The sequence below is a fragment of the Cellulosimicrobium funkei genome (genome assembly GCF_900155925.1).
GTDB lineage: Bacteria > Actinomycetota > Actinomycetes > Actinomycetales > Cellulomonadaceae > Cellulosimicrobium > Cellulosimicrobium funkei.
Genome location: NZ_FTMI01000007.1, coordinates 146,768 through 170,562 on the forward strand (window position 1 = coordinate 146,768; position 23,795 = coordinate 170,562).

Annotated in this window: 20 protein-coding genes; 15 read left to right on the forward strand and 5 right to left on the reverse strand. The window is 75.2% G+C overall.

Going from position 1 to position 23,795, the window contains the following annotated elements; genetic code table 11:
• Nucleotides 1-5: 5 nt before the first annotated feature.
• Complete coding sequence (locus tag BXA05_RS16875; protein WP_083711982.1) at nt 6-1,721, reverse strand: dolichyl-phosphate-mannose--protein mannosyltransferase; 1,716 nt, start codon at nt 1,719-1,721, stop codon at nt 6-8.
• A 35-nt stretch (nt 1,722-1,756) separates the two neighbouring features.
• Here BXA05_RS16875 and rsmI point away from each other — a divergent pair, with 35 nt between their 5' ends.
• Nucleotides 1,757-2,647, forward strand: coding sequence for a 16S rRNA (cytidine(1402)-2'-O)-methyltransferase (rsmI, locus tag BXA05_RS16880; protein WP_076406250.1), 891 nt, complete (start codon nt 1,757-1,759; stop codon nt 2,645-2,647).
• A 48-nt stretch (nt 2,648-2,695) separates the two neighbouring features.
• Here rsmI and BXA05_RS16885 read toward each other — a convergent pair whose 3' ends face one another.
• Entirely contained in the window at nt 2,696-3,295 is a 600-nt protein-coding gene (locus tag BXA05_RS16885; RefSeq protein ID WP_076406252.1) for an isochorismatase family protein, read from the reverse strand.
• Between the two features lie 83 nt (nt 3,296-3,378).
• On the opposite strand from BXA05_RS16885, the gene BXA05_RS16890 reads away from it, so the two are divergent.
• Both BXA05_RS16890 and BXA05_RS16895 read left to right on the forward strand, forming a co-directional pair.
• Nucleotides 3,379-3,843, forward strand: coding sequence for a MarR family winged helix-turn-helix transcriptional regulator (locus BXA05_RS16890; RefSeq protein ID WP_021482375.1), 465 nt, complete (start codon nt 3,379-3,381; stop codon nt 3,841-3,843).
• 126 nt (nt 3,844-3,969) lie between these two features.
• Nucleotides 3,970-5,154 carry an aminotransferase class I/II-fold pyridoxal phosphate-dependent enzyme gene (locus BXA05_RS16895; protein WP_076406254.1) on the forward strand — a complete coding sequence of 395 codons (1,185 nt, stop codon included), beginning with the start codon at nt 3,970-3,972 and terminating at the stop codon, nt 5,152-5,154.
• Here BXA05_RS16895 and BXA05_RS16900 read toward each other — a convergent pair.
• The gene (locus BXA05_RS16900; RefSeq protein ID WP_076406256.1) at nt 5,138-5,947 is read right to left on the reverse strand and encodes an SDR family oxidoreductase; all 810 of its coding nucleotides are present in this window, start codon (nt 5,945-5,947) and stop codon (nt 5,138-5,140) included. The two genes, BXA05_RS16895 and BXA05_RS16900, sit on opposite strands and share 17 nt — an antisense overlap.
• Nucleotides 5,948-6,159: 212 nt before the next feature.
• Here BXA05_RS16900 and BXA05_RS16905 point away from each other — a divergent pair, with 212 nt between their 5' ends.
• From BXA05_RS16905 to BXA05_RS16925, 5 genes are all read left to right on the forward strand, one after another.
• Nucleotides 6,160-7,407: a PQQ-dependent sugar dehydrogenase gene (locus tag BXA05_RS16905; protein WP_076406257.1), complete on the forward strand. Its 1,248-nt coding sequence runs from the start codon at nt 6,160-6,162 to the stop codon at nt 7,405-7,407.
• Between the two features lie 281 nt (nt 7,408-7,688).
• Entirely contained in the window at nt 7,689-8,993 is a 1,305-nt protein-coding gene (locus BXA05_RS16910) for a resuscitation-promoting factor (RefSeq protein ID WP_244550499.1), read from the forward strand.
• 142 nt (nt 8,994-9,135) lie between these two features.
• Nucleotides 9,136-10,929 carry a methionine--tRNA ligase gene (gene metG / locus BXA05_RS16915; protein WP_076406259.1) on the forward strand — a complete coding sequence of 598 codons (1,794 nt, stop codon included), beginning with the start codon at nt 9,136-9,138 and terminating at the stop codon, nt 10,927-10,929.
• Between the two features lie 2 nt (nt 10,930-10,931).
• Nucleotides 10,932-11,939, forward strand: coding sequence for a TatD family hydrolase (locus BXA05_RS16920; RefSeq protein WP_076406261.1), 1,008 nt, complete (start codon nt 10,932-10,934; stop codon nt 11,937-11,939).
• 177 nt (nt 11,940-12,116) lie between these two features.
• Nucleotides 12,117-13,283 carry a resuscitation-promoting factor gene (locus BXA05_RS16925; RefSeq protein WP_031316670.1) on the forward strand — a complete coding sequence of 389 codons (1,167 nt, stop codon included), beginning with the start codon at nt 12,117-12,119 and terminating at the stop codon, nt 13,281-13,283.
• Between the two features lie 19 nt (nt 13,284-13,302).
• On the opposite strand, the gene BXA05_RS16930 is transcribed toward BXA05_RS16925, so the two are convergent.
• Nucleotides 13,303-13,689: a VOC family protein gene (locus BXA05_RS16930; RefSeq protein WP_244550500.1), complete on the reverse strand. Its 387-nt coding sequence runs from the start codon at nt 13,687-13,689 to the stop codon at nt 13,303-13,305.
• Between the two features lie 138 nt (nt 13,690-13,827).
• On the opposite strand from BXA05_RS16930, the gene BXA05_RS16935 reads away from it, so the two are divergent.
• From BXA05_RS16935 to BXA05_RS16955, 5 genes are all read left to right on the forward strand, one after another.
• Nucleotides 13,828-14,817, forward strand: a complete 990-nt coding sequence (locus BXA05_RS16935) for a helix-turn-helix transcriptional regulator (protein ID WP_076406367.1) — start codon at nt 13,828-13,830, stop codon at nt 14,815-14,817.
• Between the two features lie 341 nt (nt 14,818-15,158).
• Nucleotides 15,159-16,610: a resuscitation-promoting factor gene (locus tag BXA05_RS20730; RefSeq protein ID WP_277394954.1), complete on the forward strand. Its 1,452-nt coding sequence runs from the start codon at nt 15,159-15,161 to the stop codon at nt 16,608-16,610.
• A gap of 132 nt (nt 16,611-16,742) precedes the next feature.
• Nucleotides 16,743-17,684, forward strand: a complete 942-nt coding sequence (gene rsmA / locus BXA05_RS16945) for a 16S rRNA (adenine(1518)-N(6)/adenine(1519)-N(6))-dimethyltransferase RsmA (RefSeq protein WP_076406265.1) — start codon at nt 16,743-16,745, stop codon at nt 17,682-17,684.
• Nucleotides 17,681-18,631, forward strand: coding sequence for a 4-(cytidine 5'-diphospho)-2-C-methyl-D-erythritol kinase (locus BXA05_RS16950; RefSeq protein ID WP_083711984.1), 951 nt, complete (start codon nt 17,681-17,683; stop codon nt 18,629-18,631). Before rsmA ends, BXA05_RS16950 begins: the two co-directional genes overlap by 4 nt.
• A gap of 58 nt (nt 18,632-18,689) precedes the next feature.
• Nucleotides 18,690-19,103: a hypothetical protein gene (locus BXA05_RS16955; protein ID WP_009864184.1), complete on the forward strand. Its 414-nt coding sequence runs from the start codon at nt 18,690-18,692 to the stop codon at nt 19,101-19,103.
• A gap of 68 nt (nt 19,104-19,171) precedes the next feature.
• Here the strand turns inward: BXA05_RS16955 and BXA05_RS16960 are convergent, their stop codons facing one another.
• The gene (locus BXA05_RS16960; RefSeq protein WP_076406267.1) at nt 19,172-20,194 is read right to left on the reverse strand and encodes an acetylxylan esterase; all 1,023 of its coding nucleotides are present in this window, start codon (nt 20,192-20,194) and stop codon (nt 19,172-19,174) included.
• 258 nt (nt 20,195-20,452) lie between these two features.
• On the opposite strand from BXA05_RS16960, the gene BXA05_RS16965 reads away from it, so the two are divergent.
• Both BXA05_RS16965 and BXA05_RS16970 read left to right on the forward strand, forming a co-directional pair.
• Nucleotides 20,453-22,444 carry a beta-xylosidase family glycoside hydrolase gene (locus tag BXA05_RS16965; protein ID WP_076406269.1) on the forward strand — a complete coding sequence of 664 codons (1,992 nt, stop codon included), beginning with the start codon at nt 20,453-20,455 and terminating at the stop codon, nt 22,442-22,444.
• A 250-nt stretch (nt 22,445-22,694) separates the two neighbouring features.
• Nucleotides 22,695-23,783, forward strand: a complete 1,089-nt coding sequence (locus tag BXA05_RS16970; RefSeq protein WP_034650649.1) for a LacI family DNA-binding transcriptional regulator — start codon at nt 22,695-22,697, stop codon at nt 23,781-23,783.
• Nucleotides 23,784-23,795 lie beyond the last annotated feature (12 nt).

Consider the following 23,795-nt stretch of genomic DNA (forward strand, 5'->3'; position numbering starts at 1 on the left):
GCGCGTCAGATCCACGTGGGCAGCCACATGTGCATCCGCCAGAACCAGTACGGGACCTGCCACGCCGTCCAGATCGGGTAGAAGAACACGCTCACGGCGCCGATCGTCGTGAGCAGCACCGTGATCCCGACGCGCACCCGGGCCCGGGCGACCGCCCGGCCCTCCGTGCGCTCGAGCGCGAGCGTGATCGCGTAGACGAGGGTGAGCACGACCCACGGCAGGAACACGATCGAGTAGAACGTGAAGATCGTCCGCTCGGCGTAGAGGAACCACGGCGCCCACCCGGCGACGATCCCGCTGAGCACGGCGAGCGCGCGCCAGTCCTTGAGCCGCACGAGCGCGTAGAGGGCGACGAGGATCGCGAGCGCCGCCGCCCACCACAGGACGGGGTTCCCGAGCGACGTGATCGCCCGCGCGCACCGCTCGACCTCGCAGCCCGCCTCGCCGGCCTCGTACGAGCGCCAGTAGAAGGACGTGGGCCGCCACTGGAGGATCCAGCCGAGCGGGTGCGCCTCGTACGTGTGCTCGGACGTGAGCCCCGTGTGGAAGTCCCACATCTTCAGGTGGTACTCCCACAGCGACCGCAGCGCCGGGGGCAACCACTGGACGCCCTCGCCAGGGTGCTCGACGGCCCACTGGCGCATGTACGCGCCGGGCGAGCGGAACCACGACGTCCACGTCGCGACGTAGGTGAGCGCGGCGGTGGGGAGCATGACGAGCGCGGCCGGGATCGCGTCGCGCACGAGCGCGTCCTCCCACCAGCGCCCGACGCCCGCGGTGCGCCGCGCCGTCGCGTCCCAGAGCACGGAGACGACGGCGAGGACCGCGAGGAAGTACAGGCCGGACCACTTGACCCCGCACGCGAGCCCGAGCGCGACGGCCGCGGCGAAGCGCCACCACCGCCACCCGAGGCCGGGGCCGTAGCGCCCGATGCGCCCGCCCGCGTCGAGGATCGCCCCGCAGCGCTCCGCGAGGCGTCGCCGGGCCTGCTCGCGGTCGAGCAGGAGGCACCCGAACGCGACGAGCACCCAGAGCATGAGCATGTTGTCGAGCAGGCCGGTGCGCGCGTGCACGATCGCCTCGCCGTCCACGGCCATGAGCGCGCCCGCGACGATCCCCATCGCCGTCGAGGCGAACAGCCGGCGCGCGATGCGCGCGACGAGCACGACCGCGATCACCCCGACGACGGCGGACGCGATCCGCCACGACCACGGGTTCTCGGCCCCGCCGAGCGCCTTCATGCCGAGCGCGATCATCCACTTGCCCAGCGGCGGGTGGACCACGTAGTCGGCCGTGGGCAGGAACGAGTTCACGTCCCCGGCCTCGAAGGCCGGGTTCGGCTCCTCGGGCCAGTCGGCCTCGTACCCGACCCGGAGCAGCGTCCACGCGTGCTTGACGTAGTACGTCTCGTCGAACACGAGCGTGCCGGGCCGGCCGAGGTTCCACAGCCGCAGCACCGCCGCGACGACGGCGACGATCGCGACGCCGAGCCACCCCCACAGCCGGTCGTGCGCGGTCGCGCCGAGCGCGAGGCGCCGCGGGCCGAGCAGCGCGAGGAGGAGCCGCTCGCGGTGGCTCGGCGCGGGGCCGTCGTCCGTCGTCACGTCCGACGGCGGTGCGCCGTCGTCCGCCCTCACGTCCGTCGGCGGTGCGTCGGTGGCGTCGGCCGGGGGGCGGGGGCCGGGGGTCGCGTCGGCGGGCGGCTGGGACACGCTGGCCATCGTAGGGGCCGCGCACGTGTGGAACCCTGGGAGCCATGTCCTCCTCGACCGACGTGCCCGGCCCCGACGCGCCCACGACCCGGCGGGAGGCCGGGCACCTCGTGCTCGGCGGCACGCCCATCGGGAACGCGGAGGACGCGAGCCCGCGCCTGCGCCGCCTGCTCGCGGAGGCCGACGTCGTCGCGGCGGAGGACACGCGGCGCCTGCACGCGCTCGCGGGCCGCCTCGGCGTCCAGGTCGGCGGGCGGGTCGTGAGCTTCCACGAGCACAACGAGGCGGAGCGCGCCGACGACCTGCTCGACGTCGTCGACGGCGGCGGCACGGTGCTGGTCGTGTCGGACGCGGGGATGCCCAGCGTGTCCGACCCGGGCTTCCGCGTCGTGGGCCGTGCGGTCGAGCGCGGCCTCCCGGTGACGACGGCGCCCGGGCCGAGCGCGGTGCTCACCGCTCTCGCGCTCTCGGGGCTCCCGACGGACCGGTTCTGCTTCGAGGGCTTCCTGCCCCGCAAGGCGGGGGACCGCTCGCGTGCGCTCGCGGCGCTCGTCGACGAGCCGCGCACGCTCGTGTTCTTCGAAGCACCGCACCGCGTGGCCGAGACGCTCGCCGCGATGGCGGGCGCGTTCGGCCCGGACCGGCCGGCCGCCGTCGCGCGCGAGCTCACCAAGACCTACGAGGAGGTGCTGCGCGGCCCCCTCGCCGAGCTCGCGGAGCGCGCCGCCGAGGAGCAGCTGCGCGGGGAGATCTGCGTCGTCGTCGGTGGCGCGCCGCCGCGCGGGCCCGTCCCGCTCGCCGAGCTCGTGCCCGCCGTCCTGGCGCGCGTCGACGGCGGGGAGCGGCTCAAGGACGTGGTCGCGGACGTCGCCCAGGGCGCCGGGGTGCCCAAGCGCGACCTGTACGCCGCCGCGCTGGACGCGCGCCGCGGGTGAGCGCGGTCCGGGCGTCCCGCGGGGTCGCCCGGACCGCGACCGCGGTGGTCAGCGCCCGACGGCGTCGCTCGCCACGAGCGTGACGCCCGCCGCAGCGAGCTCCTCGCGCGCGGCGGCACCGAGCTCGGGCGTCACCGGCACGGTGAGGTCGGTGAGGACCCGCGTCGCGAGGCCGAGCGCGTGCGCGTCGAGCGCGGTCGCGCGCACGCAGTGGGACTCGGCGATGCCGACGACGTCGACCGCCTCGATCCCGGCGTCGCGCAGCAGGTCCACGAGCGGTCGGCCCGCGACGTCCACGCCCTCGAAGCCCGAGTAGGCGGCCTGGTACTCGCCCTTCTTCACCCCGGCGTCGGGCGCGAGGTCGGCGAGCGCCGGGTGCAGCTCGGCGTTGGGGGTGCCGGCGATCCCGTGCGGCGGCCACGTGTCGACGAAGTCCGGGTCGGGGCTCCAGTGCTGGCCCGGGTCCACGTGCCAGTCCTGGGTCGTCACGACGAGGTCGTACGCGTCGCGGTGGTCGCGCGCGTGCTCGGCGATGCGTTCGGCGACGGCGTTCCCGCCCTCGACGCCCAGCTCGCCGCCCTCGCAGAACGTGGGCTGGACGTCGACGACGATCAGCGCGCGGCGCGGCGCGGGGGTGCTCTCGGTCATGCGCCCACTCTGCCACCCCGGCGGGCACCGGGGGAGCGCGGGTGCGAGAGTGGGCCCAGCCGTGATCCGACCGGGAGGCAGCCATGACCGAGGACCAGGAAACGCCCACGACGACCTCCGGCACGGACGCCGGACGCCCCCTCGGGTACTGGCTCAAGCTCGTGGACCGGCTCATCGACGAGAACCTCGACGCCGTGTTCCAGCACTCGGGCCTCACGCGCCGGCACTGGCAGGTGCTCAACACCATCCGTGACGGCGTGAGCGAGGAGACGAGCGTCGACGGCGTGCTGTCACCCTTCACGGGTGCCGGGGCGGGCGGCGCGAGCGCTGTGACGGCGGAGATCGACGACCTCGTGCGCCGCGGCTGGGTCGCGCGCGGCGACCAGGGCCTGTCCGTGACGGTCGCGGGCAACCACGCGTACCACGACCTGCTCGACGCGGTGTCGGTCGCGCGCGAGCGCGTCGCGCAGGGCGTGAGCCGCGAGGAGTACGCGCGGACGGTCGCGACGCTCGAGCGCATGGCGCGCAACCTCGGCTGGTCCGGCTGACCCGCGGGCGGCGGGCCGACCGCGAGACGCGGTGTCACGTCGTCGGGCGGCAGGCGTACCCTGCGAGACCCGCGACCCGTGCGCATCCCCGCGCCCGGGAGCGCCGCACAGAGCTGGAGCACTGCGATGGAGTTCCGCCGGATCCCCGGTCTGCCGCCCTACGTCTTCACGATCATCGACGGGCTCAAGATCGAGGCACGCCGAGCGGGGCGCGACGTCGTGGACCTCGGGTTCGGCAACCCGGACCTGCCGAGCCCGCAGGTCGCCGTCGACAAGCTCGCCGAGGCCGCGCAGAACGCGCGCAACCACCGGTACTCCGCGTCGCGCGGCATCCCCAAGCTCCGCGAGGCCGTCGCCGGGCTGTACCAGCGCCGGTTCGGCGTGAGCCTCGACCCGGACACGGAGATCATCTCGACCATCGGCGCCAAGGAGGGCTTCAGCCACCTCATGTGGGTGCTGCTGCAGCCGGGCGACGTCGCGCTCGTCCCCACGCCGAGCTACCCGATCCACATCTGGGGGCCCTACTTCGCGGGCGCCGACGCGCGCCAGGTCCCCATCGGCGACGGGACCGACGCCGCCGGGTACATCGACCGCATCATCGAGGCGTGGGAGCTCGGCTGGCCCAAGCCGCGCGTCGTCGTGCTGTCGTTCCCGCACAACCCGACGACGACCGTGGCGACCAAGGAGGACCTCCAGCGCCTCGTCGACTGGGCGCGGGACAAGGACGTCGTGCTCGTGCACGACCTCGCGTACGCCGACATGACGTTCGACGGGTTCGAGCCGCCGTCGATCATGGAGTGCGAGGGCGCGCGCGAGGTCGCGGTCGAGCTGTACTCGATGACGAAGTCGTTCTCCATGGCGGGCTGGCGCGTCGCGTTCCTCGTGGGGCGCCGCGACGTCGTCGGGGCGCTCGCGAAGCTCAAGAGCTACCTCGACTACGGCACGTTCCAGCCGATCCAGATCGCCGCGACCGTCACGCTCAACGAGGCGACGGAGTTCCCCCGGGAGATCTCGTCCGTCTACGAGTCCCGGCGCGACGCCCTGTACGACGGCCTGCAGCGCATCGGCTGGGACATCCACAAGCCCGGCGGGACGATGTTCGCGTGGGCCCGGATCCCCGAGCCGTACCGCGACATGGGCTCGATCGAGTTCGCGACGCACCTCGTCGAGGAGTGCGACGTCGCGGTGTCCCCGGGCGTCGGGTTCGGCCCCGGCGGCGACGAGTTCGTGCGGTTCGCGCTCATCGAGAACGAGCACCGCATCGGTCAGGCCGTCCGGGGCCTGCGCCGCGGGCTCACCCGACTGGGCTAGGGACCGTCCCCGTCCACACGTCGTCGCCGCGCAGCACGGCGTCGGCGCCGCCGTCGTCGTAGATCGTCTGCCCCGTGACGTGCGTGTTCGCGGCGTCGGTCAGCCACAGCAGGAGGGACGCGACCGACTCGGGCGACTGGTGCCCGTTGAGGGGCATCGGCACCGCGGCGTCGACCATCGCGACCGACTCCGGGGTCGACAGGAGCTGGGTCGTCATCGGCGTGAGCACCGTCCCGGGCGCGACGGCGTTGAGCGGGATGCCCCGCCCGGCCCACGCCGTCGTCACGCACTCGCGGCGCACCCAGCGCGACAGCGCGCGCTTGGACGACGGGTAGGCGAGGTACCCGACCTGCGGGCCCTGCTCGGCGAGCGTGCCGGCGACGCGCAGGGCCTCGTCCTCGTCGTCCGCGAGGCACGCGTCCACGATCGCCTCGGACACGGGCTGGAGCGTCGCCATCGACGACACGACGGCGACGCGCGGCGCCTGCGAGCGCTCGAGCGCGGGCAGGAGGCCCGTGAGGAACCGGGTGACGCCGAAGAAGTTCACCGCGACCGTCGTCGGGACGGGCGCGGAGATCCCGGCGCACGCGACGACGGCGTCGACCGTGCCGTCCGTCGCGGCGAGCACCTCCTCGACCGCACGCTCGCGACCCTCGTCGGTGCTGAGGTCCGCCTGGACCTCGGCGTCGCGCAGGTCCACGCCGACGACCCGGTCGCCCCGCTCGCGCAGCAACCCGGCCACGCAGGCCCCCACGCCCGATGCCGATCCCGTCACCACGTACGTCCGCGACATGTGCACACGCCTCCTCGCCCACGTCCCCGGACCTCGGGGACACCTCCAGCATGCCTCGCCGTCCCGGCCCGGGCGGCCGCCGAAGGACCGGCGGCGCGGGCCGAAGGTCCGTCGTCCCCGCCGGCGGTCACCCGGCGCGACGCGCCGCCCCGGGTGACGATGGGCAGGTGCGACGCCACCACGGAACCCGGGCCGCCCGGCGAGGTCCCGACGTGCCCGCGCGGGCCGGCGGGCCTGCGCTCGCCGTCGGGCTCGCCGTCGTGCTCGGCGCGTGCTCGGGCGGGGCGCCGGACGACGCGCCCGCTCCCGCGCCGTCGGTCACGACCGCCACGTCCGCGCCGGCCGACCCCGGCACGCCCGACGCGTCGGGCTCGTCGCAGGCACCGGCCGCCGACGGCCTGCTCGTCGTGCCGGAGGTGCGCGTCGACGTGGCGGAGGTCGCGACCGGGTTCCCGGCGCCGTGGGGGCTCGCGGCGCTCGCGGACGGCACGCTGCTCGTCTCGCTGCGCGACGAGCGCCGGCTGGTCGTCGTCGACCCGGCGACGGGCGCCGTCGAGCCGGTGACCGGGCCGGGAGCGGACGACCTGCGCGACGGCACGGTCGCGCGCGGCGAGTCGGGGCTCCTCGGCGTCGCGGTGGGCCCGGCGGGCGGCGCCGCGGCGGGGGAGGTGTTCGTGTACCGGACCGCGCCGGACGGCAACGAGGTGCTGCGGGGGACGCTCGCGGGGCGCGAGCTCTCCGCCCTGACGCCGGTCGTCGAGGGCGTGCCCGCGGCGTCCACGCACGACGGCGGTCGGCTCGCGTTCGGGCCCGACGGCCACCTCTACGTCACGACGGGGGACGCGCAGCAGCGCGGTGCGGCGCAGGACCCGGGTGCGCTCGCGGGCAAGATCCTGCGCGTCACGGTGGACGGCGACCCCGCGCCGGGCAACCCGGACCCGGCCTCGCCGGTGTGGAGCCTCGGGCACCGCAACGTCCAGGGGATCGCGTGGGACGCGACGGGTCGGATGCTCGCGTCCGAGTTCGGCCAGGACACGTTCGACGAGCTCAACGTCGTCGTGCCCGGCGGGAACTACGGCTGGCCCGACGTCGAGGGCACGGGCGGGGCGGCCGCCGGGTTCGTCGACCCGGTGGCGACGTGGCCGACGTCGGACGCCTCGCCCAGCGGGATCGCCGTGACCCGTGAGGGCGCGTACCTCGCGGGGCTGCGCGGGGAGCGGCTCTGGCGCGTGCCGTTCGCCTCGCCCGACGGCGGCACCGACGCCGCGGCGTTCGGCGCGCCGCACGCGGTGCTCACGGACCGGGGGCGGCTGCGCGCGGTCCTCGTCGACCCGGCGACGCCGCCCGGCGACGACGGGAGCGCGGTGCTCTACGTGCTGACGAGCAACACCGACGGTCGGGGCGAGCCGCGCGACGGCGACGACCGGCTGCTCCGGGTCACGGTGACGCCGGCGGGGTGAGCGCCCGGGAGTGTGCGCGCCGGACGCGCGAGCTGACCAGGCGGTTTGGTGTGCGATAACGAATCGGTTACGGTCGAGTGTCTCGCGTAGCCGCTCACCGGGGACAGGTGTAATGGCCGGCCGTGGGACGCGGCCTCTCCCGGGCGCCCAGGGCGCCGAGGGCCGCAGGACGCCGGATCGGCTGGTCGAACCGGGTGCGCCCGCCACGCTGCGGAGCACCCCGCGGGCGCGTGCGCGCCGTCGACCCCCGTGCCCGGGAGCCCCCGACGACTTGGACCACTGTGCACAACCCCTTCCGTTCCCGCGCGCCCGAGACGGCCGACGTCACGGCGCACACCCCCCAGACCACGCCCGAGGCGGTGCCGACCGCCGAGAGCCCCGAGAGCCCCGAGAGCCCCGAGAACGCCACCCGTCGGTCCGCCCGCGCGGCCCGGACCCTGCGCTCCACGCGCCGACGCCGCTGGTCGATCGTCACGGCGGCCACCGCCGTCGCGCTCGTCGGCTCCGGTGCCGTCGCCTACGGCGAGGCCAGCAAGACCGTGACGATCGACGTCGACGGCGAGACGACCACCGTCAGCACGCTCGCCGGCTCCGTCGGCGGCGCGCTCGACGCCGCCGGGGTCGAGGTCGGCGCGCGCGACCAGGTCGCGCCCGACCCCGGCTCCGCGCTCAGCGACGGCGACGACGTCGTGGTGCGCCTCGGCAAGAAGGTCACCGTCCAGACCGACGGCGCGCAGTCCGACGTCTGGCTCACCGCGCTCGACGCCGACGAGGCGCTCGACACCCTCGCGGAGCGCGGCGGCGACGTCCGCCTCGTCGCGTCGCGGTCCGGCGAGCGCGCGTCGCTCGACCTGCGCCTCGACACCGACGGGCCGGTGAACGTGGTCGCCGACGGGCAGACGAAGGTCGCGCCCGACGGCAGCATCGGCATCCCCGCGATCCTCGACCAGCAGGGCATCGAGCTCGGCGACCTGGACCGCGTGAGCGTCCAGCGCGTCGAGGCGCCCGAGCCGGGTGCGCCGGCGGTGTCGCTCGTCGTGCAGCGCGTCGTCGTCGAGCAGCAGCAGACGACGACCCCCGTGCCGCACGGGACCGTGCAGCAGCCGGACGACGCCAGGTACACCGACGAGTCGGCCGTCACCCAGGCGGGTGCCGACGGCGTCACCACGACGACGTTCGAGGTCACCCTCGTGGACGGCGTCGAGGAGTCGCGCGAGCAGCTCTCGCAGGAGGTGACGACCGCTCCCGTGGACGAGGTCGTCGCGACCGGCACGAAGGAGCGCCCGAAGGACCCGCGCTCCATCGGGCAGGCCATGGCCGCCGAGCGCGGCTGGACCGGCTCGCAGTGGACGTGCCTCGAGAACCTGTGGACCAAGGAGTCCAACTGGAACCCGACGGCGGACAACCCGACGTCGAGCGCGTACGGCATCCCGCAGTCGCTGCCCGGCTCGAAGATGGCGAGCAAGGGCGCCGACTGGGCGACCAACCCCGCGACCCAGATCGCCTGGGGCCTCGACTACATCGCCGGCTCCTACGGCTCGCCGTGCGGCGCGTGGTCGCACTCGCAGGCCGTCAACTGGTACTGAGCACGCGCCTTCCCTCCGCCGAGCACGGGGTTGCCGACGTCCTGGAGCTGAGAACGTCGGCAACCCCGTGCTCGGCGGCGCTCGTTCCCCGGCGGTGGACGCCGCCGCGAGGCGCGGCGCTGCCCGACTAGGATCGGGCACCATGACCCACATCCTCTCGGCCGTGGCGTGGCCGTATGCCAACGGGCCGCGCCACATCGGCCACGTCGCAGGTTTCGGTGTCCCGTCGGACGTCTTCAGCCGGCACATGCGGATGGCGGGTCACGACGTCCTCATGGTCTCGGGCACCGACGAGCACGGCACGCCGATCCTCGTCCAGGCCGACAAGGAGGGCGTGAGCCCGCAGGAGCTCGCGGACCGGTACAACCGCGTCATCGTCGAGGACCTGCACCAGCTCGGCCTGTCGTACGACCTCTTCACGCGGACCACGACGCGCAACCACTACGCCGTCGTGCAGGAGATGTTCCGCACGGTCCACAAGAACGGGTACATGGTCGAGCAGACGACCATGGGCGCGATCTCGCCGTCCACGGGCCGCACGCTGCCCGACCGCTACATCGAGGGCACGTGCCCCATCTGCGGCTACGACGGCGCGCGCGGCGACCAGTGCGACAACTGTGGCAACCAGCTCGACGCGATCGACCTCATCAACCCGCACAGCCGCATCAACGGCGAGACGCCGAAGTTCGTCGAGTCGAACCACTTCTTCCTCGACCTGCCCGCGTTCGTCGACGCGCTGGGGGACTGGCTGCGCACGCGCACCGCGTGGCGCCCGAACGTCCTGAAGTTCTCGCTCAACCTGCTCGACGACGTGCGCCCGCGCGCCATGACGCGAGACATCGACTGGGGCATCCCGGTCCCGCTGCCCGGGTGGGAGGAGAACTCGAGCAAGCGCCTCTACGTGTGGTTCGACGCGGTGATCGGGTACCTCTCGGCGTCGATCGAGTGGGCGCGGCGCAGCGGCGACCCGGACGCGTGGCGCGCGTTCTGGAACGACCCCGAGGCGCGGTCGTACTACTTCATGGGCAAGGACAACATCACGTTCCACTCCCAGATCTGGCCGGCCGAGCTGCTCGGCTACGACGGCCGGGGGAGCAAGGGCGGGGCGCCGGGGGCCTACGGGAACCTCCAGCTCCCGACGGAGGTCGTGTCGAGCGAGTTCCTCAACGTCGAGGGCCAGAAGTTCTCGTCGTCGCGCGGCGTCGTCATCTACGTGCGCGACATGCTGGCCCGCTACCAGCCCGACGCGTTCCGGTACTACGTGGCGTCCGCCGGTCCGGAGACGCAGGACGTCGACTTCACGTGGGCCGACTTCCAGCGCCGCACGAACGACGAGCTCGTGGCCGGCTGGGGCAACCTCGTGAACCGCACGGCGAACCTCGTGCACAAGAACTTCGGGGCGATCCCGGAGCCGGGGCAGCGCCAGCCGATCGACGAGGGCGTCCTCGCGACGACGACGACCGCGTTCGGGCGCGTGGGCGAGCTCATCGCGACGCACCGCCAGCGCGCCGCCGTCGCCGAGGCGATGAAGACGGTCGGCGAGGTGAACAAGTACGTGTCGGACACCGAGCCGTGGAAGCTCAAGACCGACCCGGACCGGCTCGCGACCGTGCTGCACACCGTGACCCAGGCCGTGAGCGACCTCAACACGATCCTGTCGCCGTTCCTGCCGCACTCGGCGCAGCAGGTGCACGAGGCGTTCGGCGGCACGGGCACGTTCGCCGCGCAGCCGCGCATCGACGAGGTGACCGACCTCGACGACGACTCGCGCCACTACCCGGTCATCACGGGCGACTACCGCGCCGAGGGCCTGGCGACGTGGGAGCCGAAGGCCGTCGTGCCGGGCACCCCGGTCGGCAAGCCGACGCCGGTGTTCACCAAGCTCGACGACTCGATCGTCGAGGAGGAGCTCGACCGCCTGCGCGAGGGCGCCTGACGGTGGCCAAGCAGCGCGAGCGCGGCTGGCCGCCGGACCCGGAGCCGCTGCCGGTCCCGGTGGTGGACAACCACACGCACCTCGACTCGATCGCGCACGTCCTCCCCGAGGGCACCCCTGCCCCGACCGTCGTGGACCACCTGGCCCGGGCGGCGGCCGTCGGCGTGGACCGGGTCGTGCAGGTGGGCTGCGACCTCCCGGCGGCCCGCTGGACGGACGCCCTCCTGCGCGGCGACCAGGCGGTCTGGGGTCGCGAGCAGGCGGATCCGGCGCGTGCTGAGGCGGGGACGAGCCAGGACCACCTGGTCGGCGGCGCGGGGGCGCCGGGGGTCGGGCGGCTGCTCGGGGCCGTGGCCATCCATCCGAACGAGGCCGTGCTGCACGGCGGGGTGCGGGAGGTCGGGCCGGACGGGCTCGAGCCCGACCCGCGGCCGCACCACGACGTGCCGCTCGACGACGCGGTCGCGGAGATCGCGGCGATCGCGCGTGCGAACGACCGCGTGCGCGCGATCGGCGAGACCGGGATGGACCTGTTCCGGACCGGTGCCCGGGGCGAGGCCGTCCAGCGCGAGGCGTTCCGCGCGCACGTCGCGCTCGCGAAGGAGCTCGGCCTCGCGCTCCAGATCCACGACCGCGACGCCCACGCGCAGGTGCTCGACGTCCTCGCGCGCGACGGCGCCCCCGAGCGGACGGTCTTCCACTGCTACTCGGGCGACGCCGCGATGGCCCGGTTCTGCGCCGAGCAGGGCTGGTACCTGTCCTTCGCGGGCCCGGTGACGTTCCGCGCGAACGACGAGCTGCGGGCCGCGCTGCGCGCCGTCCCGCTCGGGCAGGTCCTCGTCGAGACGGACGCGCCGTACCTCACGCCGCACCCGTACCGCGGGCGGCCCAACGCGCCGTACGTCCTGCCGACGACGGTCCGTACGGTCGCGGAGGTCGTGGACCGACCGCTCGCGGACGTGTGCGAGCGCCTGGCCGCGACCTCCGTCGCGGTCTACGGCTCCTGGTGACGACGAGGCGTCCGGGCGGGCGCACCGCGTCCGGTGCGCGAGGGCTGCGAGGTTTCGCCCCAGGTCACGTTTCGGCTACGGTCGGGTCCGTGCGTCGCGCGCCCCGCGCCGACGACGTCCCGCACCTCGCCCCCGGCGCTCGCCGGCGGGCGTCCTCCCGCAGAAGGGACCGCCCGCGTGCTCGCACCTGACGGAACCGGCCGGCGGCGCGTGCAGCGCCTCGCGGCCCAGGGCCTCGTCGTCGCGAGCCTCGTCGGGGTCACCGGCGCGTTCGCCACGCTCCACAAGGACGTCACGCTCGACGTGGACGGCGAGCTGCACCAGGTCTCCGCGTACGGGCGCACGGTCGCCGCGGTGCTCGACTACCAGGGCGTCGCGGTCGGCGAGCAGGACCTCGTCGAGCCCGCGCTCGCCGACCCGGCGCGCGACGGCGGCACGATCGTCGTGCGCACGAGCCACGACGTCACCGTCGAGATCGACGGCCAGGTGCAGACGATCCCGACGACGGCCCGCACCGTGGGCGAGCTGCTCACCTACCTCGGCCCGCGCGCCGAGGGCGCCGTGACCGAGGTGTCGCGCACGCAGGCCCTCGGGCGCGAGCCGATCCGGGTCTCCACGCTCAAGACGGTCCACGTCGCGGTGGACGGCGCCGTCATGCCCATCACGACGGCCGAGCCCACGGTGCGCGGGGTCCTCGCGACCGCGGGCATCGTGCTGGCCGAGGGCGACGGCACGTCCGCGCCGCTCGACGCCGCGGCGGTGGACGGGATGCTCGTGCTCGTGAGCCGCGCGGCGGCCACGGCGGACACGGTCACGGAGGTCCTGCCGTTCGAGACGGAGGAGCGCGAGGACCCGACGCTCCCGCAGGGGCACCGCGTCGTCGTGCAGTCCGGTCGCGTCGGCGAGGCGGTCACGACCTACTCGGTGCAGACGCTCGGCGGGGCCGAGGTGTCGCGCACGGTCCTCACGCGCACGGTCACGACGGAGCCGCGGAACGAGGTCATCAAGGTCGGGACGATGGACGTCTCGGTCTCGGTGGACCCGGGCTCGGCGCGCGCCGTGGGCCGCTCCCTCGCCGCGCAGCGCGGCTGGGGCGACGACCAGTTCGTGTGCCTCGACAAGCTCTGGACCAAGGAGAGCAACTGGCGCGTCGACGCGGACAACCCGAGCTCGAGCGCGTACGGGATCCCGCAGGCGCTCCCCGGCTCCAAGATGGCGAGCGCGGGCTCCGACTGGCGCACCAACCCGGCGACGCAGATCACGTGGGGCCTCGGGTACATCGAGGGCCGCTACGGCACGCCGTGCTCCGCGTGGTCCCACTCCGTCGCCAAGGGCTGGTACTGACCGCTCCGCAGTCGCGCCGCTACCGCCCGAGCATCTCGAGGTAGTGCGGGTTCTGCATGATCCCGAGGACGTTGCCGAACGGGTCCACGACCGAGGCGGTGACGAAGCCCTCGCCCTGCCCGCGCTCGACGACGCCCTCGTACTCCGTCGCGCCCAGCGCGAGGAGGCGGGCGAACGCGGCCCGCACGTCGTCGACGTGCCAGTTCACGATCGCGCCGCCCGGCGTGCCCGGCTGAGGGCGCGGCGACCACGACCGGGCGATGATGCCCAGCTCGTCCTGCCGGTCGCCGACGCGGAACTCCACGTACCCGCCCGGCACCACGTAGTAGGGCTCGGTCTCGAGCACCTCCGCGTACCACGCGGCCGCGGCCTCGAGGTCGTCGGCCCACAGGTTCAGCGTCGCCATCCCACGCAGCATCGTCGTCTCCTCCGTCGTCGGGCGGTGCCCGGTCCCGTCCTCCCGTCGCCCCCGGCGGGGCCGACACGTCGACCGTAGACCCCGCTGCGGAACGTGCGGTTCCGCATCGTGCGGCACGATGGGGACGTGCTCGACACCTCGGTCCGGCTCCTGCGCCTCCTGGCGCTCCTGCCGGCGCGCGCGTCCTGGTCCGGGCCCGAGCTCGCCGACCGCCTGGGCGTGACGACCCGCACGGTGCGCAACGACGTCGAGCGCCTGCGCCTGCTCGGCTACGAGGTGCGGTCGTCCCCGGGAGCCGCGGGCGGGTACCGGCTGGGCTCGGGGGCGGCGCTGCCGCCGTTGCTGCTGGACGACGAGGAGGCGACCGTCGTGGCGGTCGCGCTGCGCGCCGCGGCCACCGGGTCGATCGCCGGGGTCGAGGAGGTCGCGGCGCGCGCGCTCGTCAAGCTCGACACGGTCCTGCCCGCCCGCCTGCGCGTCCGGGCGGACGCCCTGCGCGCCGCCGTCGTGAGCGCACCCGGCGGTGGGCCCGCCGTCGGGGCGCAGGTGCTGGCCGACGTCGCGGCGGCGATCGCCGCACGCACGGGGCTGCGCCTCGACTACCGCGCGCACGACGGCACGACGACGTCCCGCGCCGTCGAGCCCCACCGCCTCGTCCACGTGGGGCGCCCCTGGTACCTGCTCGCGTTCGACCTCGACCGGGACGACTGGCGCACCTTCGGCGTGGACCGGCTGACGCTGCGCACGCCCGGCGGCCCGCGGTTCGTCCCGCGCCCCGTGCCGGGCGGCGACGCCGTCGCGCACGTCGTGCGGGGCGTCGGCTCCGCCGCGTGGGCGCGGCCCGTGAGGGTGCGGCTGCACGCCCCGGCGGGCGTCGTGGCGGAGCGGCTCTCCCCGGTCGCGGGCGCCCTCGCCGACGACGGCCCCGACGCGTGCGTGCTCGAGACCGGGGGCACGTCGCTCGCCCAGGTCGCGGGGTTCCTGCTGAGCCTGGACGTGGACGTCACCGTGCTGGACCCGCCCGAGCTCGCGACGGTCCTGGCGCGGCTCGGGGCGCGCGGCGCGCGCGCCGGGCGCGCGCACGGGCACGAGCACGGGGAGGGGGAGGGCGCGTGAGGCGGCGTGCGGAACTCGTGGAGAGCGCACGACATTCACGCCGAAATCCGGACAGAACTCGCCAGCGTATCCCCCCAGGGGTTGGACTTCGATAACAGATCGGTTACGGTCGATCGTCGCTCGCGCCTGAACGGCGTGCTCCGACGGTCCACCCGGACCGGCGGGACGTGCCCGGACCGACGCGAGCGGTGCGCCGTCGACGGGCCCTGGGGAAGGGGTGCCGAGGGTGGCGCCGGCAGCCGGATCGGCCGCTCGAGACCCGTGGTCGCACGTGTGCGCCCGCCGCGGAGGACGTCAGTCCGCCGTGGGCCACGGGTGGTGCCACGCGCCGTCGAGCCTCCGTGCCCGGGACGCACGACGACTGGACCCGAGTGAAGAACCCCTTCCACCGGACCGCTGACGCGGCCGGCGCCCCCGAGGGCGCCGACATCACCCCCGACACCACCGAGACCCTCGCGGAGAGCCCCCAGAGCCCCGCGACCACCACCGCGCACCGTCGCCGCCGCTGGCCGCTCGTCGCCGGCGCGACCACCGTCGTGCTCCTCGCGACCGGTGCCGTCGCCTACGGCCAGGCGCGCAAGACCGTCGAGCTCGACGTCGACGGCCAGATCACCACCGTCACGACCTTCGCCGGCTCGGTCGAGGGCCTGCTCGCCGAGCAGGACGTCGCCGTGGGCGACCGCGACCTCGTCGTCCCGGACGTCGACTCCGCCCTGCGCGGCGGCGGCGACGTCGTCGTGCGCTACGGGCGCGAGGTGCCCGTGCAGGTCGACGGCTCCCAGTCCTCCGTGTGGCTCACGTCGCTCGACGCGGACGAGGCCCTCACGACCCTCGCCTCGCGCGGCAGCGACGTGCGCCTCGTGGCGTCGCGCTCCGGCGAGCGCGCCTCCCTCCCGATCCGCCTCGACGCGGACGGCCCCGTGAACGTCGTCGTCGACGGCGAGACCAAGGTCGCCCCCGACGGCAGCATCGGCATCGACGCGATCCTCGACCAGCAGGGCGTCCAGCTCGGCGAGCTCGACCGCGTCCACGTCGAGAAGACCGAGCAGGTCGAGGCGGCCCAGGCCGCCGCGGCCCCGGCCGAGGCGCCCGCCGCCGACGCGGCCGCCACCGAGGAGCCGGCCGCCGCCGCGACGTCCGAGGACACCGAGGCCGCTGCGGACGCCGCGCCCGTCTCGCTCGTCGTGCAGCGCGTCAAGGTCGAGGAGGTGCCCACCGAGGCGGCCGTCCCGTTCGAGACGGTCACCGAGGAGGACGCCGACCGGTTCAAGGACCTCGACCCGGTCGTCAAGCAGGAGGGCGCCGAGGGCGTCCACACGACCGTGCACCGCGTCACGACGGTCGACGGCGTGGAGGAGTCCCGCGAGCTCGTCTCCGAGGGCGTCACGACGCCGCCGGTGAACAAGATCCTCGTGCAGGGCACCAAGGAGCGCCCCAAGCCGGAGCCCAAGCCGGCGGCGCCGCAGCGCTCGTCGTCCTCGTCGTCGGGCGGCTCCTCGTCGGGCGGTTCGTCCGCCCCGGCGCCCGCCCCGGCTGCCGACCTCGGGTCGGCCCCGGCAGGGGTCTGGTCCGCGCTCGCGCAGTGCGAGTCCGGGGGCAACCCTGCGACGAACACCGGTAACGGCTACTACGGCCTCTACCAGTTCTCGCTCTCCACGTGGCGGGCGATGGGCGGCTCCGGCCTCCCGTCGGAGGCCTCGGCGGCCGAGCAGACGCAGCGTGCCCAGGCGCTCCAGGCCCGTTCGGGCTGGGGCCAGTGGCCCGCGTGCGCGCGCAAGCTCGGGCTCCTCTGAGCCCGTACGGCACGCACCCGGCCGCCTGAGGGCGGACCGGTGGACGACGACGAAGGGCGGGGCGCACGGCGTCCCGCCCTTCGTCGTCCCCGGCGAGGGCCGGTCGGCGCCGGGTCGGTAGGCTTGCGTCCCATGAGCGATACCCGAGGCGCCCTGCTGGGTCCGGCCGAGATCCGTGACCTGGCGGGGCGTCTCGGCGTCCGCCCCACCAAGACCCTCGGTCAGAACTTCGTGCACGACGGCGGCACCGTCCGCAAGATCGTGCGCGCGGCGGACGTCCGCCCGGGCGAGCGCGTCGTCGAGGTCGGGCCCGGGCTCGGCTCGCTGACCCTCGGGCTGCTCGAGGTCGGCGCGAGCGTCGTCGCGGTCGAGATCGACCCCGTCCTCGCGCGGCAGCTCCCGGACACGGTCGCGACGCACGTGCCCGACGTCGGCGACCGGCTCGAGGTCGTGGGCGCCGACGCGCTCGAGGTCACGTCGCTGCCCGGCGAGCCTCCCACCGCGCTCGTCGCGAACCTCCCGTACAACGTCGCGGTGCCCGTGCTGCTCACGTTCCTCGAGCGCTTCGACTCGCTCGAGCGCGTGCTCGTCATGGTGCAGGCGGAGGTCGCGGACCGGCTCGCCGCGCCCCCCGGGTCGCGCACGTACGGCGTGCCGTCGGTCAAGGCCGCCTGGTACGCCGACGCGCGGCGCGCGGGCACGATCGGGCGCTCCGTGTTCTGGCCCGTCCCCAACGTCGACTCGGCCCTCGTCGCGCTCGACCGCCGCGAGCCGCCCGCCACCGCCGCGACCCGCGAGCAGGTCTTCGCCGTCGTGGACGCCGCGTTCGCGCAGCGCCGGAAGATGCTGCGCTCGGCGCTGTCCGGTCTGGCGGGCTCCGCCAGCGTCGCGGCCGAGGTGCTGGAGGCCGCGGACGTCGACCCGCAGGCGCGCGGCGAGGTGCTCGACGTCGAAGCGTTCGCGCGCGTCGCCGAGCAGCTCGTCCGCCGCGTCGGACTCGCCGACCGTCCGGCGCGCGGCGCCGCCCCCGCCGCGGGGCGGCCCACCGGCCGACCTGGCACAGTGGACGCGTGACACCCCCGCGCCCGCCGAGCATCTCCCTCGCGCCGCCCCCGTCCGTCCGCGTGCGCGCGCCCGGCAAGGTCAACCTCTCGCTGCGCGTCGGGGCGGTGCAGGACGACGGCTACCACCCGCTCGTGACGATCTTCCAGGCCGTCGGGCTCAGCGAGGACGTCGTCGCGCACCAGGTGCCGCCCGGCTCCGGGGTCTCGCTCAGCGTCTCGGGCCTCCAGGCGGACGCCGTGCCGACCGACGAGACGAACCTCGCGTGGCGCGCCGCCGTCGCGCTCGCGGAGCACGTGGGGCTCGACCCGGACGTGCGGCTGGAGATCCACAAGGAGGTCCCCGTCGCGGGCGGCATGGCCGGCGGGTCGGCCGACGCCGCGGCCGCGCTCGTCGCGTGCGACGCGCTGTGGGACGCGGGCGTGCCGCGCGCCGAGCTCGTCGCCCTCGCGGCGGGGCTCGGAGCCGACGTCGCGTTCGGGCTCGTCGGGCACACCGCTGTCGGGACGGGGCGCGGCGACGTGCTCACCCCCGCGATGACGCGCGGGGAGTTCCACTGGGTGTTCGCGGTCCAGGCCGAGGGCCTGTCGACCGCGCAGGTCTACCGCACCTTCGACGAGACCGTGGGCGGGCCCGCCGAGCTGGACCTCGCGGAGGACACCGCGCTCATGCAGGCCCTGCGCGCGGGCGACGCCGTCGGGCTCGGGCAGGTGCTGCGCAACGACCTCCAGGGCCCGGCGCTCGCGCTGCGGCCCGAGCTACAGCGGACGATCGACGTCGCGACGGAGGCCGGCGCGCTCGGCGCGATCGTGTCCGGCTCCGGCCCGACCGTCGCCGCGCTGGCCCGCAGCCGCCAGCACGCGCTCGCGATCGCGGCCTCGTGGACCGCGAACGACGCGTGCGACACCGTGTGGTGCACCACGGCCCCCGCGGCGGGCGCGCGCGTCGTCGCGCACTGACCCCGTGCCCGGGCGGCGGTACGCCCCGGCAGGCGGCCGAGCGCGTAGGCTCGCCGACATGGTGGGGGAACGGCTCGGACTGCTCAGCCTGCGGCTCGACGCCGCGTACTGCCTCGTGCTGGGCGTCGTGGTCGCCGCCCTCGCGCCGTCGTGGGCACCCGCGCTGCGGGTGCCGGTCCCGGTCCTCGCAGGGCTCGGGGTGGCGGTCGTCGCGTGGGCGGGTGCCGTCGTCTGGATGACCGCGCGGCTGCCGCTGCGCGCCGCCCTGCGCACGGTCATGGTCGCGAACGTCGTGGCCGCCGCTGCCGTCGCCGCGTTCTCGGCGACGACGGCGGGCGTCCTCGTGCTGCTCGCCGTCCTCGCGGTCGCGGCGGACGTCGGGCTGTTCGCGGGCTCCCAGGCGGTCGCGCTGCGCCGGTTGCGCGCCGCGCCGGGCGGCGCGACCTCGCGGTCGCGCGGCCCGGCGGTCTAGCGGTCGCGCGGCCCGGCGGTCTAGCGGTCTCGCAGCCAGGCGGTCCAGCGGTCGAGCAGCCAGGCGGTCTAGCGGTCGCGCAGCCAGGCGAGCTGACGGGCGAAGCGGTAGCCCTGGCCACCCTCGTGCTCGTTGTAGCGGTAGACGTCGATCGCGCGCTCGGCGCCGGGAGCCGCCCCGGCGGCCGCACCCCAGCCGTTGTACGCCGCGTAGACGGTGGACGGCGGGCAGACCTGGTCCATGAGCGCGACGGAGAACAGCGCCGGCGCGGTGGCGCGGCGGCCGAGCACCGCCCCGTCGAGGTAGGACAGCGTGCGGAACACGGTCTCCTCCGCGTCGCGGTGGACGGCGAGGTAGCGCGTCAGCTCGCGGTACGGGTCGCGGTCCGTGATCTCGACGGCGCGGCGGTAGTGGCACAGGAACGGGACGTCGGGGAGGGCCGCGACGAGCCCGTCGGCGAGGCCCGCGACGGCGATGGCGATGCCGCCGCCCTGGCTCACGCCGTGCACGGCGACGCGCTCGGGATCGACGCCGGGCACCGAGCGCACGGCGTCGACCGCCCGCACGCCGTCGGTGAAGACGCGGCGGTAGTAGTGGTCGTGCGGGTCCTCGATGCCGCGCGTGAGGACGCCCGGGACGGCGGGCCCCGACCCGGCCGGGTCGGGAGTGCCGCCGCCGCTGCCCCACTGGCTGCCCTGGCCGCGCGTGTCGACGACGAGGTGCGCGTACCCGGCGTTCGCCCATGCGAGGTGCTCGTGGGGCAGCCCGCGGCCGCCGCCGTAGCCGAGGAACTCGACGACCGCGGGCAGCGGGGCGCCGTCGCCGGCCGTGGCGGCGCGGGCAGCCTCGGCGGGCCGCACGAGCCACGCCTTGACGGGCTGGCCGGCGAACCCGGGGAACGTCACGTCGTCGACCACGACCAGGTCGAGGCCGGTCTCCACGCGCTCCAGCCGCACCGACCGAGCCAGGTCCCCGCCCGCCTCGCGCGACTCCGCGAGGGTCCGCGCCCAGAAGGCGTCCAGGTCGGCAGGCTCGTCGAGCGCGGGGGCGTAGGTCTCGAGCTCGGCGAGGGGCAGGTCGAAGAGCGGCACGGGGCGATCCTCCGGTCAATACGTCTGATGTCCGACGTTCGGGTGCGGTCGGGACGACTCTAGCGTCGCGGCCCGGCGCACCGTGAGCACGCTAATAATGCGCATCATCCCTTTGACCTGCCCCGCGCCCCTCCGGCGACACTGCCACCAGCCCACGTCTCCACGTGGCGCCCGGCGGCGACGACGCCGCCGGCGAGGAACCGACGGAGGTCCCCTGTGAGAACCCGAGCAGCAGCACCACGCCGCAGACCGCGCGCCGTGGCGACGGCGGTCGCCACCCTGACGGCGGTCCTCGCCGCCGGGGCGGTCGTCCCCGCGACGGCCCTCGCCGCGGGACCGCCGCCCGCGGCCACGGCCGCCACCACGACCGGGGTGACGACCGGAGCGACGACCGACGGACCGTCCGTGTCCGACCTGCCCGTGTTCGAGTACCGCGGCGTGGTCACCGACAAGGAGTCGATGATCTACAACCCGACGGACGAGTTCATCTTCCCGAGCGTCTTCCACGCGGGCGCGTACCTCGACGACCCGCTGGGGGAGTGGTACCTCTACTACGCCCCGCACGACTCCCCGGGCGGCATCTCGGTCATGTACGCCGACTCGCTCGAGGGCCCGTGGACGGAGTACGCGCACAACCCGATCGTCGCGGACGAGTGGCTGCCGTTCTACGAGCGCGTCTCGCACGTCTCGTCGCCCGACGTCCTGTGGGACGACGCGACGGACCAGGTGCTCCTGTACTTCCACGGCGAGAACTCCACGACGCGCTGGGCGACGTCGCCCGACGGGCTCGCGTTCGACGACTCCGGCGTCGCCCTGACGAACGCCGACGGCGGCGCGGGGACCACGGAGACGTCGTACGCGCGCGTCGTCGAGCACCCGGACCCGTCGTCCGGCTACCGGTTCGCCATGACGTACATGCAGAACCGGACCGACAACATCCGGCGGATCAAGCTGGCCGAGTCGGTCGACGGCAAGACCTGGGTCGTGCGGCCGGACCCGCTCGTCGTGCCCGACGCCGCGACCGGCACCAACGTGTCCGGCGGCAACCTGTGGGAGTGGGACGGTCAGCTGTACGTGATCTACCACGGCTCCACGGGCATCACGTTCGCCCGCACGCTCGACCCGACGATGACGCAGGTCGGCCCGCGGTGGGAGCTGCACCGCGCGAGCGGAGTGGGCGACGACACGGGCCGGGTCGCAGCCCCGGAGATCGTCACCGACGGCGACGAGACGTACCTCTTCTACGAGTCCGGCGACCGCCTGGGCGCGACGATCGCGTGGGCGCAGCGCGACCCCGACGCCGTGCGGCCCCCCGAGCCGGGCCAGGACCCCGACCCGCTGCGCGAGCGGTGCAGCGGCGCGGCGTCCGACGAGTTCGACGGCACGACGCTCGACCCGGCGCGCTGGACCGTGGTCCGGCCGGGGACGGCCCGGCACGAGCTCGTCGACGGCGCGCTGCGCGTCCCGGCGTACCCGACCGGCGTCGCGGGCGCCGCGCTGCCGCTCCAGGCCGTGCCCGCCGGGTCGTGGGAGGTCACGACGGCCGTCTCCGTCTCCCCGACGGAGCGGTTCCAGCAGGGCGGTCTCCTGCTGTACCGCGACGACGCGAACTACGCGAAGCTCGACCTGGTGCACGGGTCGCTCGGCCCGCGGGTCGAGTTCATCTGGCGCCAGAACGGCACGGACCGCAACACCGGCTTCGACTCGGTCGTCCCGCCGGCGGGCCTCGGCGACACCTTCTGGCTGCGCCTGACGAGCGACGGGACCGCCGTGCAGGCGTCGGTGTCGGTCGACGGCGTCGAGTTCGCGCCGTGGGGTCGCACGGTGGACGTGGCGGCGCTCCGGGCGACGGGCGTCGGTCCGTTCGCGATGCGCGGCTCGGCGACGCCGCCGGAGATCGTCGCGTCGTTCGACTGGTTCCGCTGGACGCCGACCGCCCAGGAGGCGGCGGCGTGCGACGACGACGAGCCCGCGGTCGAGGTCGAGGCCGTCACGCGGTGCCTCGCGGGCCGCGCGTACGTGGCCGTGACGGCGCGCCCCGCGGGCGACGACGCGGTGGCGGTCCGGCTCGCGACGCCGTTCGGCGAGCGCACCGTGGCCGACGTCGCGCCCGGGCGCAGCGCGTACCAGTCGTTCGCGACGCGGGCCACGACGGTCGCGGCGGGCGAGGCGACGGTCGAGGTCGTCGGGACGGACGGCGTCGGGCAGGGGACGACGACCGCGCCGTACGGCGCGCTGACCTGCGGGTAGCGCGCCGCGCGAGCAGGGGGGGGCGACGGGCCCGGGGACGCACCACGGTGCGGCCCCGGGCCCGTCGTGCGTCCCGCGCCGCACGCCCGGCCACGGCGACGACCGGGGCATTATGCGGATCACCCGGCGCCCGCCCACCCGCGGAGCCGCGCGGGTCCCGGCGTAATAATGCGTATTACCTCGTTGACCGGCCGGGCCCGGCCTGGCGAGACTCCTTCCACGTCATCGACGACGTGATCGAGGAGGATCCATGCCGAGGCACCGCATCACCCAGGCCGACGTCGCCGCCATGGCGGGCGTCAGCCAGGCGACGGTCTCGTTCGTGCTGAACGACTCCACGCCCGCGGGGGTGCGGATCAGCGAGGAGACGCGCCAGCGCGTGCTCGACGCGATCCGGATCACGGGCTACTCGGCGAACCCCGTCGCGCAGCGTCTCGCGGGCGGGCGCAACCAGATCCTCGGCGTCTTCACCTACGAGGCGACGTTCCCGCGCTCCGGTCGCGACTTCTACGGGCCGTTCCTCGTCGGGATCGAGCACGCGGCCGAGAAGCTCGGCATCGACATCCTGCTGTTCACGAGCGCGCGCGTCGTCGACGGGCGCCGCCGCCTCACGCGCGACGGCTGGCAGCGCCTCGGGATCGCCGACGGCTGCCTGCTGCTCGGCCAGCACGAGGACCGCGGCGAGCTCCAGCACCTGCTCGACACGAACTACCCCTTCGTCTTCATCGGCAAGCGCGGCAGCGACGGCGGACGCCTGCCCTACGTCGGCGCCGACTACGTCGCGGCGACCGCGCGCCAGGTCGAGCGGCTCGTCGAGCTCGGCCACGAGCGCATCGGGTACGTCGGGCCCCGCGGCACCGACCAGCCGACGCTCGACCGCGTCGACGCCTATCGCGCCACGATGAAGGCGCACGGCCTGACCGTCCGGTTCGTCGAGCTGGACGACGTGCCCGCGACGGCGGCCGAGATCGTCGACCAGCGGCTCACCGCCGTCGTCGTGGCACCCGAGAACTCCCCGGAGGAGCTCGTCGACGAGCTCGAGGACCGGGGCGTGCGCGTGCCGGCGGACGTCTCCGTGCTCCTGCTCGGCCAGCCGCACCACGGGCGCCCGGGCGGGCGCCGCTGGTCGGGCTTCTCCATCCCGCGCGAGGAGATGGGCGCGCGCGCCCTCGTGCTGCTGTCCCGCCTCGTCGCGGCCGAGTCCGGCTCGGGCCGCTCGGACCGCCGGGCGTCGCGCGCCGTCGCCGTCCCGGAGGACGAGCTCCACCAGCTCCTCGAGTGCGTGGACGTCGACGGCGAGACCGTCGCCGCGCCGTCGGGCGTCGCGGCACCCGCCTGACCGACCTCAGAC